At 61.4% G+C, this 15215-nt stretch carries 15 protein-coding genes; 8 read left to right on the top strand and 7 right to left on the bottom strand.

The genetic code is table 11. The annotated features are described in order from the left end of the window. The first annotated feature begins 178 nt into the window (after window positions 1-178). On the top strand, window positions 179-1123 hold the full coding sequence (locus tag NBH21_RS07135) for a carbohydrate kinase family protein (protein WP_250916154.1): 945 nt from the start codon (window positions 179-181) through the stop codon (window positions 1121-1123). A 28-nt stretch (window positions 1124-1151) separates the two neighbouring features. Next, window positions 1152-2078, top strand: coding sequence for a pseudouridine-5'-phosphate glycosidase (locus tag NBH21_RS07140; protein ID WP_250916153.1), 927 nt, complete (start codon window positions 1152-1154; stop codon window positions 2076-2078). A gap of 71 nt (window positions 2079-2149) precedes the next feature. Here NBH21_RS07140 and NBH21_RS07145 read toward each other — a convergent pair whose 3' ends face one another. Both NBH21_RS07145 and cckA read right to left on the bottom strand, forming a co-directional pair. Beyond that, window positions 2150-2884: a helix-turn-helix transcriptional regulator gene (locus tag NBH21_RS07145; RefSeq protein WP_250916152.1), complete on the bottom strand. Its 735-nt coding sequence runs from the start codon at window positions 2882-2884 to the stop codon at window positions 2150-2152. Between the two features lie 142 nt (window positions 2885-3026). Beyond that, the gene (cckA, locus tag NBH21_RS07150; protein ID WP_250916151.1) at window positions 3027-5648 is read right to left on the bottom strand and encodes a cell cycle histidine kinase CckA; all 2622 of its coding nucleotides are present in this window, start codon (window positions 5646-5648) and stop codon (window positions 3027-3029) included. A gap of 244 nt (window positions 5649-5892) precedes the next feature. Here cckA and NBH21_RS07155 point away from each other — a divergent pair, with 244 nt between their 5' ends. Further along, entirely contained in the window at window positions 5893-7083 is a 1191-nt protein-coding gene (locus tag NBH21_RS07155) for a flagellar biosynthetic protein FliO (protein ID WP_250916150.1), read from the top strand. Window positions 7084-7359: 276 nt separating this feature from the next. Here NBH21_RS07155 and dksA read toward each other — a convergent pair whose 3' ends face one another. After that, complete coding sequence (gene dksA / locus NBH21_RS07160; RefSeq protein WP_099058077.1) at window positions 7360-7779, bottom strand: RNA polymerase-binding protein DksA; 420 nt, start codon at window positions 7777-7779, stop codon at window positions 7360-7362. 282 nt (window positions 7780-8061) lie between these two features. Here dksA and NBH21_RS07165 point away from each other — a divergent pair, with 282 nt between their 5' ends. The 4 genes from NBH21_RS07165 (at window position 8062) to NBH21_RS07180 (ending at window position 11935) form a co-directional block, all read left to right on the top strand. Beyond that, window positions 8062-8571 carry a SixA phosphatase family protein gene (locus tag NBH21_RS07165; RefSeq protein ID WP_250916149.1) on the top strand — a complete coding sequence of 170 codons (510 nt, stop codon included), beginning with the start codon at window positions 8062-8064 and terminating at the stop codon, window positions 8569-8571. 93 nt (window positions 8572-8664) lie between these two features. Then, the gene (locus NBH21_RS07170) at window positions 8665-10140 is read left to right on the top strand and encodes a YcjX family GTP-binding protein (protein WP_250916148.1); all 1476 of its coding nucleotides are present in this window, start codon (window positions 8665-8667) and stop codon (window positions 10138-10140) included. Continuing rightward, window positions 10137-11252, top strand: coding sequence for a YcjF family protein (locus tag NBH21_RS07175; RefSeq protein WP_250916147.1), 1116 nt, complete (start codon window positions 10137-10139; stop codon window positions 11250-11252). Before NBH21_RS07170 ends, NBH21_RS07175 begins: the two co-directional genes overlap by 4 nt. Before the next feature lie 134 nt (window positions 11253-11386). After that, window positions 11387-11935, top strand: a complete 549-nt coding sequence (locus NBH21_RS07180) for a hypothetical protein (RefSeq protein ID WP_250916146.1) — start codon at window positions 11387-11389, stop codon at window positions 11933-11935. Window positions 11936-11969: 34 nt separating this feature from the next. Here the strand turns inward: NBH21_RS07180 and folK are convergent, their stop codons facing one another. The 3 genes from folK to folP are packed head-to-tail and all read right to left on the bottom strand — an operon-like array spanning window position 11970 to window position 13712. Continuing rightward, window positions 11970-12494: a 2-amino-4-hydroxy-6-hydroxymethyldihydropteridine diphosphokinase gene (gene folK, locus NBH21_RS07185; RefSeq protein WP_280925021.1), complete on the bottom strand. Its 525-nt coding sequence runs from the start codon at window positions 12492-12494 to the stop codon at window positions 11970-11972. Next, entirely contained in the window at window positions 12475-12846 is a 372-nt protein-coding gene (gene folB / locus NBH21_RS07190; RefSeq protein WP_250916145.1) for a dihydroneopterin aldolase, read from the bottom strand. Before folB ends, folK begins: the two co-directional genes overlap by 20 nt. Next, window positions 12843-13712, bottom strand: a complete 870-nt coding sequence (folP, locus tag NBH21_RS07195) for a dihydropteroate synthase (RefSeq protein ID WP_250916144.1) — start codon at window positions 13710-13712, stop codon at window positions 12843-12845. The genes folB and folP overlap by 4 nt, the downstream gene beginning before the upstream one ends. A gap of 101 nt (window positions 13713-13813) precedes the next feature. Here folP and NBH21_RS07200 point away from each other — a divergent pair, with 101 nt between their 5' ends. Further along, entirely contained in the window at window positions 13814-14440 is a 627-nt protein-coding gene (locus NBH21_RS07200; RefSeq protein ID WP_250916143.1) for a DUF922 domain-containing Zn-dependent protease, read from the top strand. Between the two features lie 309 nt (window positions 14441-14749). Here the strand turns inward: NBH21_RS07200 and NBH21_RS07205 are convergent, their stop codons facing one another. Further along, window positions 14750-15070 (bottom strand): 2Fe-2S iron-sulfur cluster-binding protein, encoded by a 321-nt coding sequence (locus NBH21_RS07205; protein ID WP_250916142.1) that lies wholly within the window; start codon window positions 15068-15070, stop codon window positions 14750-14752. Window positions 15071-15215 lie beyond the last annotated feature (145 nt).

Genomic DNA, 15215 nt, shown 5'->3' on the forward strand with positions numbered 1-15215 from the left:
CGTTTTGTTCCATCATGGCAATCCCCTCTCAACAGCATGAATCCATGGGGAATTTCTCAGTGTGTACTTTTTATGTTCCGCCGGTGCGAAACCTCAGAGCACAGCCTTCCCGATCAACCAGGAATATCTCCTGTCGCGTGCTCGATTCGTCGTTTTCCGACACTCTGGCGATGCCGCTATGACGGTCGATATCCTTGTCATCGGCGGCGCCCATATAGACCGTCGCGGTCGTCTCTTCGGGCACACGAAAATGGGTGCGAGCAACCCGGGCCGCTGGATGGAGGAGCCGGGTGGCGGCGGCTTCAACGCGGCCTGCAACCTCGCCCGTCTCGGCCATTCCGTCCGCCTGATCTCGCCTCGCGGCGGCGATGCGGCCGGTGAGCAGGTCTCGGCAGCGGCGGAGCGTCTGGGCATCGACGATTGCCCCGTCGTCTTCCTCGATCGGGCAACGCCGAGCTATACGGCTATACTTGAAGACGATGGCAATCTCGTGATCGCACTTGCCGACATGGCGCTCTATGATCTCTTTTCCGCACGTCGTCTGCGCGCCCGCACGACGCGGGAGAGCCTTGCCGATACCCGAACGATTCTCTGCGATGCCAACCTGCCGGCCGAGACCATCAGTGCACTGGCAAACTTCGCTGCGTCGAGCGGCGTCCCCCTTTCGGCAATCGCCATTTCCCCCGCCAAGGCAACGAAACTGCTGCCCGGCCTGCATAACCTCGACCGTGTCTTCATGAACGCCAACGAGGCGGAAGTCATTGCCGGTCGACGCGCGGCCGATCCCGCCGAATGGCCCCTCCTCCTCAGGAAGGCAGGCCTCAAAGCCGGGACGGTTACCGCCGGCGGAGGCCTCACCATCGCCTTCGATGAGGGCCGAGCCATCGCTCTTTCCCCCCCGTCGGTCTTCGGCATTGCCGACGTCACCGGCGCGGGCGACGCCTTCGCCGCCGGCTTCCTGTCGGCGCAGCTTGAAGGCGCAGATCTCGGTCTTGCCCTGCGCACGGGCACTGCGGCTGCGGCGATCACACTGCTTTCACCGTATGCGACAGCCGAAAGCCTGTCCGCAGATCTTCTCGCCACACATCTGGCTCTTGTGCCGGAACCCGAAATCCTGTCATGACAACGCCTGGACAATACGGATATCAGTGATGACCAAAGCCATCTCGCCTCTTCTTCCCATCGTCTATTCCGGCGAAGTGACCGCAGCCAAGGCGCGCAACGCGCCGATCGTGGCTCTGGAATCGACCATCATTACCCACGGAATGCCCTATCCCGGCAATCTGGAGATGGCGCGCAGCGTTGAAGCCATCATTCGCCAGCAGGGAGCCGTTCCGGCAACCATCGCCGTTCTCGACGGCGTTCTGCATATCGGCCTGGAAACGGCTCAGATCGAAGCGCTCGCCAAATACAAGGGCGCAATGAAGCTGTCTCGCGCAGATATCGCCTTCGCGCTCGCCGAACGGCACACGGGAGCAACCACGGTTGCCGCAACGATGATTGCCGCCGCGCGTGCCGGTATCTCGGTCTTCGCCACCGGCGGCATCGGCGGCGTCCATCGCGGCGCGGAAGAGACGTTCGATATTTCCGCTGACCTGGAAGAACTCGCCCGCACGGCGGTCATCGTCGTCTCTGCCGGACCGAAGGCCATTCTGGATATTCCGAAAACGCTGGAAGTACTGGAAACCCGCGGCGTGCCGGTCGTGACCTATGATAGTGAGGACTTCCCCGCCTTCTGGTCGCGCAGTTCCGGCCTGTCGAGCCCGCTGACACTGCCTAGCCCCGCGGCGATTGCAAACTTCCAGAGAATGCGCGAACAGCTGGGCCTTGATGGCGGCATGCTGATCGCCAATCCCGTACCACTTGCCGACGAGATCCCGCGCGAGGAAATGGAAATCTATATCGGTCGGGCACTCGCCAATGCCGAGCGCGAAGAGATAACCGGCAAGAACGTCACCCCGTTCCTGCTCGACAACCTCTTCCACCTGACGAACGGCCGCAGCCTGAAGACGAATATCGCGCTGGTCGAGAACAATGCCCGCCTCGCCGCCGAGATCGCCGTCGCGATGAACGGCTGAGCGCGGAAAATCGAACGAAATGCGATGGCGGCACCCCCGGTGTCGCCATTTTTCATCCCGCAATCATCGCGTCACACGAAGCCGATCTGCATTGCCCGTTGCAGCGCCTGCTCCAGCCGCTCGGATCCGAGCTTGCGGCAAAGCGAGCTGACGAGATAGTTCACCGTACGGGTTGAAAGCGACAGGCGTTGCGCCATCGCAGCCGTATCGAGGCCGGCTGCTGCCATCTCCAGACACTGTATCTCAAGATTGGACATGCCCGTCCGAGGTCCGTCCAGACGCTTTTCCAGCATTCCCGCCCGGTCGAGCACATGGATGGCGAGGAAGCAGAAGTCCTCGATCTCCGCCAGAGTGAGTGGCGAACGGTGACCGAGGAGGCTCAGGACCTGCCTTCGGCCATCGAGCGTCGGCAGGGAAAAATACACCCCCGTCAACATGCCTTGCTGGACGAGCAGTTGCATGAGCTCGATGATCTGAGGCCTGAGATCGTCCCGGCAACGCAGTTCATCGATGGACCACTGGAAAAGCGGCTGCCCGGACGTTGCCAGAACGGTCTCCGGCGCAAGCGGAAGCCCTCCGATAGCATCGAAACCATCGAGAAACTCCTCGCTGACGCTGTAGAGCAGCAGTCGGCCACGCAGCGAATCGTCACTCGTCGGGAGCATGGCGAAGATCTGGTAGAAGCGATATCCGAAGCGCTCCTGCAATAGCAGCATGCAGGCATCTATACCGGTAAGGCTATCGCAAGCCTGGATGCGGGCAAGAATTTCGTTCCTGTCGACCGGCCCGCCGGCGCACTCGCTCATATTATTCAATTCCCGCACTCTGCCCGAATGAATCAGCCCCCTCCCACGGGCAGCATATCCGGTCCGGCCACGTTATCGTGAGTGAATTGTGATGAGAGCGCAGCCGTCCGTCACAAAAATAGGACAAATCCAATGACGATTGTCAATTTGGACTATCGAGCATTTCGCGTACGGCAACAGCCAGTTGCTTGAGCGAGAACGGCTTGGGCAGGAAGCCGAATTTCGCATCGGCCGGCAGATTGCGCGCAAACGCGTCCTCCGCATAGCCTGAAACGAAGATGAACTTCAGCGACGGATACTTCTTGCGCAATTCGCCAAGCAGCGTCGGACCATCCATTTCCGGCATGACCACGTCGGAGACGACGATGTCGACGGCGCCGTCGAGTTCGTCCATGATCTCCAGAGCTTCAACGCCGGAGCCTGCCTCGTGTACGGTATAGCCGCGCGTTTCCAGCATGCGCTTGCCGCCGCGCCGCACGGCCTCCTCATCCTCGACGAGAAGAACAACGGCAGACTTGCCGGTCAGGTCATCCGGTTCGGTCGCCTGCGGCGCCTGCGCCAGAGCGGCATCGGCACCACCTCGTGCCGTGTCACCGGTGACGACGGAACCCTCGATTTGCTGGACGACCTCGACCACATGATGCGGCAGGAAGATGCGGAAGACGGTTCCCTTGCCCACCTCGGATTCCGGATAGATATATCCACCGGATTGCTTGACAATGCCATAGACCATGGCGAGACCGAGACCGGTGCCCTTGCCCACTTCCTTGGTAGTGAAGAACGGCTCGAAGATCTTGTCCATGATTTCGGGCGCGATACCCGTTCCGGTATCGGCAACCTCGACAAGCACCAGTTCTTCTTCCGGCAGACCACGGTAATGGAACGCGGCAGCTTCGGAAGCGGAAACATTGCGGGTCGTGATGGTGATCGTGCCCCCCTCGGGCATGGCGTCGCGGGCATTGACGCAAAGGTTGATCAACACCTGCTCGAATTGCGAAAGGTCGGTCTTCACCGGCCAGAGATCTCGTCCGTATTCGACCTTCAGCTTGACGTTCGTGCCCGAAATCAACCTGTCGACCAGCATTCTCAGGTCGCCGATCACATCGGTCAGGTTGAGGACCGCCGGGCGCATCGTCTGCTTGCGCGAGAAGGCGAGCAATTGCCGGACCAGAACGGCCGCGCGGTTGGCGTTCCGCTTTATTTCCATGAGATCGGCGAAACTTGCATCCGAAGGCCGGGCCTGGAGAAGCAGGTGGTCGGAGGAAAGCAGGATGGCCGTCAGCACGTTGTTGAAGTCATGTGCGATACCGCCGGCGAGCGTACCGACGGCATTCATCTTCTGCGTCTGCGCCATCTGCGTTTCGAGCGCCTTCTGGTCCGTCACGTCAACGGCATAGACGATGGCCGCCTCTTCCGGCGCCTCGTCGCTCTGGTCGATCACCGCATTGACGTAGAAGCGGAAATGCCGCGTATCGCTTTCGGGATGACGGCTGTCGAGCGGGGCGATGTCGACCTGCCGGTCCTTGGCGGCGGCCAGGGCCTGACGGAAATGCTCCCGTTCGCTCTCGTGGATGACAACCTCGAGCTTGCCCCCGCGATCGACATAGTCGCGACCGACGACATCGGAGAAAAGCTTCATGAACGGTGCATTGGTGCGCAGGATGCGCCCCTCGCCGTCAACGGAAGCGATGGCCATCGGCGTGTTGTTGAAGAAGCGGGTAAAGCGCATCGAGGCGACCGAGGCCGACTGGTCGCTACCGTTGCCTTCCTGCCGCGCAAGGACGATGGAACGGCTTTCTCCGGGAGCTCCGTCCCGCGCCGAGCGCACCCGGTGGACGAGATGCACCGGAAAGCTCTGGCCGTTGGTCTTTCTGAGATCGAGATCCAATGTCTCGGTCTTCGACAGACCAGGCTCGGCCTGCACGGAATTGACCAGCGCCATGCCCTCGCCCGCCACCAGATCGGCAATCGTCATGGAGCCCGGCGTGAACTGCGTAAGATCGATACCGAGCCATTCCGCCAGGGTGGCGTTGAGATAGTAGATTTCGCCCTTGCGGCCGGCCGAGAAGAAGCCGGCGGGCGCATGGTCGAGATAATCGATGGCGTGCTGCAGTTCCTTGAAGAAGCGCTCCTGATCGTCCCGCTCGGAGGTGATGTCGGTGATCTGCCAGACATGCAGCTTCTGCGCCCGCGCCTCGTTCGACAGAAGCCTCGCCTTCAGGCGGTACCAGTGCGCACCTGAACCGTTCCCTGTGTGGACGCCGAGCGGCTTCAGCAGACGGAACTCCTCATAGCCTTCCCTGCCCTCGCGCAATCCGTTGGTCAGCCGGTAGAGGGCTTCGGACGATTCCCTGTAGCGTGACAGAAGAGCTTCCAGCGCCTGAACCTCCGTCGCCTTGGTGGCGCCGGTCATTCGGCCGTAGGCGGCATTGGCATAGATCACGCGTGCATCGGCATCGGTGATAAGCGTTCCTTCCGGCAGACTTGCGAGAAAATTCCGGGCCAGCGAGTCCGACCGGGACTGCGGCATAACCTCGACGAAGCCGATCACGGCCGAGACAAGGAAGAATATGCCGGTCATGGCGAGCACGCCCAGGATGCCAAGCACGATCTCATTCTCGAGTTGGTCCTTGAACACGACGAAGGCGACCGCCGCGCAGACGAGCACGAGAGCGAGCAGGATAATGCGGAGCGCCGTTCCGGAACGGGTGCCGCGGTCCACCAGGGGACCTTCGTACTCGCCGGCCTGCTGCAGTCTTGTCATATATGCCTCTTGCGTGGGTCCACTCCGTGGGAATCGGACACTTCACATCTTCTTTAGCAATTTGCACCTGCCGCAAAAAGCTCCGAAAGACCTGATTGGCAGGCTCAATGCACAGCAATCCCACAGGACCGCCGCAATTTTGTCCGATGATGTGGCCAGTCGGCGCCATGCTGGCCTGTCGATGCCCTGCCGCATTGCTAAAACAATCGTCTTCTGCCAGAAAGCGGAAAAAGGAGAGCGCGACATGCTTGATGAACTGGTCACCGCCTATGGGAACCGTTTCCTGGTTGCGGCACTGGGGGTCAGTCTTGCGCTTCTGTGCCTTTTCATCGTCCTCAGGTTGCTGCGCAATCGTGCGCCCTCGCCTTTTGTACGCGGCGGACGCAACCGCCAGCCGAGGCTTCAGGTTCTTGATGCCGCAGCCATCGACGCAAGACGTCGGCTTGTCCTCGTTCGCCGCGACAATGTCGAGCATCTCGTCATGATCGGCGGCCCAACCGATATCGTCATCGAAAGCGGTATTGGCGACGAGCGCGCCTATCTTTCGGCCGTTCCGGTCCCGGCCTCCGTGGAGAGCGCGGAAACGGCAGCGCGCATCGCTCCGCAAGCAGAACCCCAGCGCGTCCTGCCGCAGGAACAGCCGGTTGCCGCCGCAGAACCGGCGCTGAAACCGACACCTGTGGAGCAGCCGCAGGCTCAGCCCGCAAGATCGGAACCCGTCGCCGCAAGGCCTCAACCGCAGCAGCCCCTTCGCGCACCTGCCCCCCGGCCGGAACCCGTCGCACCGGCAACCGCAGCCGCCTTGACGGAAGAAGTCGCGGCACCTGCTCCGAAACCGCAAACGACCGTAACTCCCGCCATGGCGACGCCAGTCGCGGAAACGCCGCAGGCTCAACCGGTTCACCCTGAGCGCGCCGCAGCAGCCACCTCCGCCCAGGTCACTCCGGCCCCTGCCTATGTGCCGGTTGCAGCACCGATACCTGCTGCGCCGGCACCACACGCCGCGCCACCCGTTGCGCCCGCCGTCCAGCCCGAACAGGCCCCAGTGCAGGCATCGAACCCGGTGATACACGCCGAAGACGTGCTGGAGGCTGCCCGACAGCGCGTTCTTCCCCCGAGCGTGGAAAGCCCGGCAGCGGCGAGCGCCAGGCCTTCACAGGCAGACGAACAACATCCGAAAAAGGAACTGAGCGACTTCGAACGCGTCCTTGAAGAAGAGATGGCGCTTCATCTCTCGGCGAACGAAACAGCTGCCAGGACGCAATTCGACGTCGCCCCGATCGTGCCGGATACCCGCCCGAGCCGTCCGATCGCGCCTCCCGTGATCGTTACCCCCCCGCCGGGCGCTCCTGCGGCAGCCAATCGCGAAGAACCCAATCTTCAGACGGAGATCGCACGCATTTTTGGCGAGATGTCGGTCAATCGGAACAACTGACCCCATGGCACAAAAGCATCCGTAAAACCGAAGCCGACCCCTTTAGCGGAGCAACGTCGTTCGCCCTGCTAAAGCGCCTGCGGCCCGCTAAGTCCTCATCCTGACGGTTGGCTTGCATCAAAAACCATCAGCATACTGAAGGCACCGCGGCCGAAGGTAGGCGCGCCGCACAGCCCTCTGGATAGAACGAAAAATGCCGACGCTAGGCCGGCATTTTTCCAAACGGCGAAACGCCGCTAAACTTTCTGTTTTCTCAAGTTCCTGCGCGAGGCAGCGTCACTCGTCGCGATAGACTTTTTCGCGACGCTCGTGGCGCTCCTGCGCTTCAATCGACAATGTCGCGATAGGACGGGCATCCAGGCGCCGCAGGCCGATCGGTTCGCCGGTTTCCTCGCAATAGCCGTAGGTGCCATCGTCTATGCGCTGCAGGGCTGCGTCGATCTTCGAGATCAGCTTGCGCTGACGATCGCGGGCTCTGAGTTCGATGGCGCGGTCCGTTTCGGAGGAGGCCCGATCGGCGAGATCGGGATGGTTGGCACTTTCCTCGGCAAGGTGCCCGAGAGTTTCCCGTGCTTCCCGGAGGATGTCGTTCTTCCATGCGATGAGTTTTGCCCGGAAGTATGCCCTCTGGTTTGCGTTCATGAACTCATCGGCTTCCGAGAGAACATAATTGCTAAGATCGATCTTCTCACTCAACGCGATTCTCCTGAAGAACATCTCAATGAGCGGGTGTATAACCTTTCGTTAAAACAGGTTCAAGCCTTCTGGCCGTTTTCAAGGCATTTTTAAATCTGTCATATTTTTCAGCTAAGGGCATAGTTTTTAAGCACTATTTCATTCAGCCCCTTGAGCACCTCTACAAGCCATGGTTGACGCAACTCAATGCTCGCCTGCTATCGGCCTTTAGCAGCAGTTGACGGACATCCCTGTCAGCGGCTAGGTCAGTGCCTGAAGTCCAGCCGCGGAAAATCTCACCGGATGTCTCTCGTAACCCCGCCCCCTGATCGTATCTATCTGTTGCGGCATGCGAAATCCGGCTGGGCGCTGCCCGGTCAACGCGATTTCGACCGTTCGCTCGATGATGCGGGCTATGCCGAGGCCGAGCTTGTCGCCGACGCGGCCGCCGAAAAGAACTACCGTCCGGACCTGTTGATTTCCTCGACCGCGGTGCGTTGCCGACAGACTGCCGATGCCATTCAGCGGGCATTTCCCGGCGAAATGGAATGCCGTTTCGTCGATGATCTCTACAATGCCCCCGCGGACAACTACCTCGAGATCCTCTCGGCGCTGCAGGGATATGGCTCCGTGATGCTGGTTGGCCACAATCCCGCGATTGAGGAAGTGCTGATTTCGCTCGCAGGCATGGACGCGGCCAACCGCACCATTCCCGAGGGTTACCCGACCGCCGGTCTTTCGGTTCTCGATTACGGCACTCCGGCCGCAGATGGCGAAAAGCCGTGGCTGCTCACGGATTTTCTCGTCGGCTGACGTACACTCCGTCGGAAAGGATAGCGCGTCGTCTTCCGGGCGTCGATCCGGCACCCTATATTGGCGCTGCAGACCATTGCGGGAAAAAGACAATTGCCTCCTTCGCTGACCAGCATTTCCGATGAAGCAGCCATCGTATTCGACAATATCGCGGACCGGGCCGCCAATCTCGTCAACCCGACGCTCCGGCTCGGCGTGACCGGCCTGTCGCGCGCGGGAAAGACCGTCTTCATCTCCTCGTTGGTTCACAACCTGCTGCATGGCGGACGACTGCCCCTGTTCGAGCCCCAGCGCTCCGGTCGCATCTCGAATACACGGCTGGAAGAACAGCCTGACGATGCGGTCCCGCGCTTCCAATACGAGGATCATATTCGCGCGCTGGTGAAGGATCGCGTCTGGCCCGATTCCACCCGCGCCATCTCGGAATTGCGCATCACGATCGATTACAAGAGCGCCAGCGGCTGGAACCGGCTCTTCTCCCCCGGACGGCTTTCGATCGATATCGTCGATTATCCCGGCGAATGGCTGCTCGATCTGCCGCTGCTGGGCCAGGATTTTCGCGAGTTCAGCGAAAGAACGGCAACGCTGGCCAGAACCGGCATCCGGGCGGAACTCGCCCGCGACTGGCTCGTGCACAGTTCGGCAACCGTCATGGATGCTCCGGCAGACGAAATGACCGCCCGCCGGCTAGCCGAGAGCTTCACCGCCTATCTCAAGGCCTGCAAGTCCGACGAGCGATCGCTCTCGACGCTGCCTCCCGGCCGCTTCCTGATGCCCGGCGATCTCGAAGGTTCACCCGCGTTGACATTCGCCCCCCTACCCGACATGCCCGACACCCCGGCACCGAAGGGCTCGCTGAGGGCGATGATGGAGCGCCGCTACGAGGCCTACAAGACGGTGGTGGTCAAACCCTTCTTCCGCGAGCATTTCGCCCGCCTCGACCGTCAGATCGTGCTGATCGATACATTGCAGGCGATCAATCGTGGACCGGAAGCAGTGCAGGACCTGGAGCGCGCGCTGGCCGACGTTCTCGCCTGCTTCAGGCCGGGCTCGAACAACCTGCTGACGGCGCTGATCCGTCGGCGGATCGACCGCGTTCTCGTCGCCGCCACCAAAGCCGACCATCTTCACCATAAAAGCCATGATCACCTGCAGGCCTTGACCCGCCGGCTGGTCGAGCGCGCCATTCATTCGATCGGCATGGCCGGGGCCGGCATAGACGTCATGGCTCTTGCCTCCGTCCGTGCAACGAGGGAAGCCAATGTGCGCCGCGACGGGCACGAACTGCCCGTTATCGTGGGCACCCCCATGGCAGGCGAGACCATCGGCAGTGAACATTTCGACGGCAACCGCAAGACCGCCGTCTTTCCGGGCGACCTGCCGGAAGATCCCGAAGCCTTTTTCCGCGCGCTGGATGACCCCGCGGCGTCCCATCACCTGCCGGAACTCAACATCGTACGCTTCCGCCCGCCCATGCTCGAGGAGACCGGTGGCGGCATAACCCTGTCTGTGCCCCATATCCGGCTGGACCGGGCGATGCAGTTCCTGTTCGGAGACCGTTTGGCATGAAGGACCCCAAATCCCCGCCCACACCATCGCCGGGCGCACCGTCATCACCCGCGCATTCATCCAACCGCCGCCGTCCGGCGTCCTTCAGCGTCGAGCCGGACGAACCGGTTCGTCCCGTGCCGCCATTGCGCCGCGCACCGCAAAGTTTCGATCACGACGTGGACATCATCCCGGATGAGGCGGATCCCTTCCTCGGCGCGGACCTCGCCGGCGACCAGATTCCCGTGGCCGAACCGCGCAAGCGGAGCTTCTCGTTTGCACGCGTGGCAGCCGGCGCCTTCGGCATTCTGCTTTCGCTGGCGATCGGCCTGTGGGTCGACAGCCTCATCCGCGATCTTTTCACCCGTTCCGACTGGCTGGGATATACCGCCATCGCCGTGCTTGCGGTCGGCCTTCTCGCACTCCTGATCGCTGTCGGCCGGGAAATCGCCGGGATCTACCGCCTGGACGCGGTACAAAAGCTCAAGGAAGATGCCGAACGCGCCGCGGCCGAAGGCGCAAGACCCGCTGCCCGCGCGGTCGTATCAAGGCTCGTGCGACTCGTTTCCTCCAAGCCGGAAACGGCTCGCGGCAGACGCACCCTTGCCGAAAGCGATGAGGACATCATCGACGCACCGCTGCTGATCGAACTCGCCGAACGCGAACTGATGACCCCGCTCGACATCCGCGCCCGGGCGCTCATTCTCACCGCATCGAAGCGTGTGTCGGTCGTCACCGCCGTCAGCCCGCGCGCAGTGGTCGATCTCTCCTACGTACTGTTCGAGGTCGTGCGGCTGGTACGCGCCATGGCGGAACTCTATGGCGGCAGGCCCGGCGCTTTCGGCATGCTGCGCCTGCTGCGCGACGTCATTGCCCATCTCGCCGTAACCGGCTCCATCGCCGTCGGTGACGGGATTGCCCAGCAAATTCTGGGTCATGGCCTCGCCGCCCGGCTTTCCGCACGACTCGGCGAAGGCGTCATAAACGGCCTGATGACGGCCCGAATCGGCATAGCCGCCATGGACCTCTGCCGCCCCCTTCCCTTCAAGGCGCTGCGTCGGCCGGGGATCGGAGACTTCATGTCTGATCTCGCTCCGAAGTTGACAGGCACTGCGTCGGATGCGAAGGAATGACCTGCCGTCGCTGCAGGCAAGTCGCATTGCTGCCCCGGACAATTGAAGTCTTGACGCCTCAATCAAGAAAGCGTTAACCACTTTTACCTTATATTTCACGCGGGTTTATTGGTTGCTCGTACCAAGGTAAGTCGATGTCGCCTCGTTTCTTTTCGCCAGTCGGTCACGTTGTCGCCGCATCCGTCGTCGCCACGATCGCAGCTGCTCCGGCAGCGGACGCAGCCTCGCGCGACAAGCGTTTTTTCCAGCAGGTAGCCGGTCAATGGAAGGGTCCGGGCGAAATCGTCGCCGGCAAGTACAAGGGCACCAAGTTTACCTGCAACCTGACGGGCCAGCCCGCAGAGGGCAAGGAAACCGGCATGACACTCGACGGCACCTGCCGCGTCGGCGTGTTCTCGCAGCCGATGCGCGCGGTCATCGCCCAGGTCGATGGCAACTATAAGGGTGAATTCCTCGACGGTGCCGACGGCAAGGGCCTCGACATCGTTTCGGGTCAGGTCACCGGCGATCGCGTCGTCATGGGCATCAACCGCGCCAAGCTTGACGGTGCCATGGTTGCCCGAATCGAGAAGGACGCCGCGATGAACATCACGATTTCGGTCAAGGTCGAGGATCGCATGATCCCGGTTATAGGCCTGAAGCTCAATCGTCAGGCATCGGCCATGGCGGTTGCGGAAGAATAAGCGTCCGCCTCCACGGCAGCCGTCCGGAAGCATTTCAACCGCGCCACCAGGCGCGGTTTTCGTTTGCCACGACAATTCCACCGGCATCCGAATCACCAAGCCAGTCGGAAACCGGCCTCCCGTCCACCGGAAGATCGGCAGCGATATCGGCAAGCGGCATCAGTACGAAGGCGCGCTCCGTCATGCGCGGATGCGGCACTTTCAGCGCCTCCTCGCCATGGCGCTCGTCATCATAGGTCAGGATGTCGATGTCGATGGTCCTCGGCCCCCAGCGCTCGATCCTTTCCCGCTTCATGTCGCGCTCGATGTCGAGACAGACGGCAAGAAGAGCCTTGGCCGAAAGCGTGGTCTCCACGAGAGCGCAGGAATTGTAGAAATCGGCCTGATCCGTCTTGCCCCATGGCGGAGTACGGTAGAGGCGCGATACGGCTGTGACCCGGCAATCCGGGCGCGCATCCAGCCGGCGTAGCGCGAGCGCCATCGCGGCGACCGGATCCCCGATATTGCCGCCAAGCCCCAGCGTCGCGGGACGCCAGGCGTTATTTGCTGAAGTGTTCAACACTCACCTGTACATAATCGAGAATGCCGGGAACCGGTGCACTGGGCTTGCGGACGGTGATCCGCGCACGCTTGATCGGCGAAAACCTGACGCAGAGTTCCTTGGCGATCGTCAGCGCCAGCGCCTCGATCAGGAGCTTCCTGCTGGTGGTGACGATCTCTTCGATCACCTTGAAGACGATCCCGTAATCCACGGTGCCGTCGAGCTCGTCGTTCTCGGCAGCCTCGGCACCAGCCACGTCGAACTCTGCGTCAACATAGAAACGCTGGCCGAGAAACTCTTCCTCGGGATAGACGCCGTGCCGGGCGAAGAAGGCACAGTTTTTCAGTGTGATCGTGTAGATATCGGTCATTTGACGCATTCCCTTGCAGCCTTCCGGCCAGCAGCCATCATAGCATCGGCGACAAGCAGGGCGTCCCTGTTGATCGCGACATTGTGCACCCGGAAAACCGAAGCGCCCTTCAGCCGAAGAAGCGCGGTCGTCGCAGCCGTAGCAGCATCCCGATCGGCCGGCTCACGACCGGTTACCGTACCAAGGAACCTCTTGCGGGACGTCCCGACCAGCAGCGGATAGCCAAGCGCCGAGACTTCCTCAAGCCGAGCCATCAGCTCGAAATTCTCTTCAGTCGTTTCCTTGGCAAAACCGAAACCCGGATCGAGCGTGATCGCTTGGCGTGCAACGCCTGCGGCCACGGCGATCTCCAGCGAGCGTTCAAGGAAAGCGAACTGATCCGCCACAACGTCAGCGAGCTTCTGCCGGTCCCGCCCGGTGTGCATGATGCACAGGCCTGCGCCCGTCTTCGCCGCGACTTCGGCAATATCCGGTTCACGCTGCAGCCCGAAAACATCGTTGACAATATGGGCCCCGGCTGCGACCGCGACCCGAGCTGTTTCCGCCCGATAGGTGTCGATGGAGAGCAGCGCGTCGGTTTCCTTCGCCAGCCGCTCGATCACCGGCGCAACCCGGTCCTGCTCCTCCGCCGCACTGACGGGATCGCCACCCGGACGGGTGGATTCACCCCCGATATCGAGGATATCCGCGCCCTCCGCGATACAGGAAAGCGCGTGCTCGACGGCCCTCTCGACACTGAAGTGTCTGCCGCCATCGGAAAAGGAATCGGGCGTAACGTTGACGATCGCCATCAGCCGGCCCTTTTCTCCGAGTAGAAGTTTCCGTCCATGGGCAAGGTGCCAGTTCGTGACATTCTCTGAAACCATGACCGGCCCTTTCCACTCTCAAAAAATTGCGGGCACCGATATTGCGCTCGCTGTCGCTATGCCCCAAGGTCGCGGCGAATACAACATCGCGGATATGAAGAATGACGTTTGCAAACCGGCTGGGGATTACGGCCATTACAGCCATCATGCTGGCGCTTTCCCCTCCTCAGTCGAAAGCAGAGACAATCGTCAACAAGAGCTTCAGCTACTTCCAGATTGGCGGCCGGACCGCCGAGGAACTCGACCGGGAGCTTGAGAAGCGCGGCCCGATGACCAAGACCAGCGGCAGCCGTCACCCGGGCGCCACCCAGATCAAATTCGGCGGAGAAATCACCTATCTGCCATCCAATGGACGCTGTTCCGTCGGCGAGGTCAAGGTGACGCTGAAGACCAAGATCATCCTGCCACGCTGGAAGAACCGCAATCGCGCCAACCGCGAACTCGGCATGATCTGGGACGCCTTATCGAGCGACATCAAGCGCCACGAGGAACGCCACGCGGAAATCGCCAGGCAGCACGCCCGTCAGCTGGAGCAATCGCTGAAACGCCTGAGGCCCGCTCGCGATTGCGAGACGCTTCAGGCCAAGGTGGCGGACCTGACGGCCAGAACCGTCGAGGAACATGACAAGGCCCAGATCGCCTTCGACCGCGTCGAGGCGCTGAATTTCGAGAATCGACTGATTCGCATTCTCGAATACCGCTCCAGGGGCAAGAACGTCCAGAACTGAAGCGCAGATAACCGCGGATGGCAGGAAAAGTGGCCGTTTGACGGCGAAGCTTGCGCGAAACTTGCGCATTGCCCTGTGAATAACCGGCTATTTCTTCCGGTAGCACTTGATGAAAAGCTGAAATACAAGTGTCATGTCATTCACAGTTCATCACATTTGTAAGCGGGTTCCCCGAGTTCTCCTGGCGCATCCTGGTGCCGCAGGTGTTTCCTCCCTCGCCTGTCAGGGCGATGCGCCCACTTGCCTCGCTCTTCGCTGGCCGACGGGCGAGGCTTTTTTTTGGCGCATGTTCCTTGGGAAGTCTTGGGATCAGCCCTGGCGTTCGGGCACGTGAACGGTCAGCCCGTCGAGAGCCGCCGTCATCTTGATCTGACAGGAAAGACGCGAATTGGGGCGCACATCGACGGCGAAGTCGAGCATGTCTTCTTCCATCGGCGAAGGCGAGCCGGCTTTTTCGACCCATTCATCGTCGACATAGACATGACAGGTAGCACAGGCGCAGGCGCCGCCGCATTCGGCGTCGATACCGGGAACGGAATTGCGCACCGCATTTTCCATGACCGTCGAGCCTTCTTCCACAGAAAGGTCGAAACGGGTGCCGTCGAATGCGATGATGTTGAGTTGTGCCATGATGAGATGTCCAGACGTCGCGTATTGAAAACCGGCGAAGTCATCCCCCAAATCGCCCTGCCAGTCAACATTCCGCAGGGCGAAAGCGCACTGCAGCACGAGGCTATCGAAGGCCCCGTGCAGCAAGTCGGCTACCGGCGGTCGA

It is taken from the genome of Ciceribacter sichuanensis (assembly GCF_024055605.1).
Taxonomy (GTDB): domain Bacteria; phylum Pseudomonadota; class Alphaproteobacteria; order Rhizobiales; family Rhizobiaceae; genus Allorhizobium; species Allorhizobium sichuanense.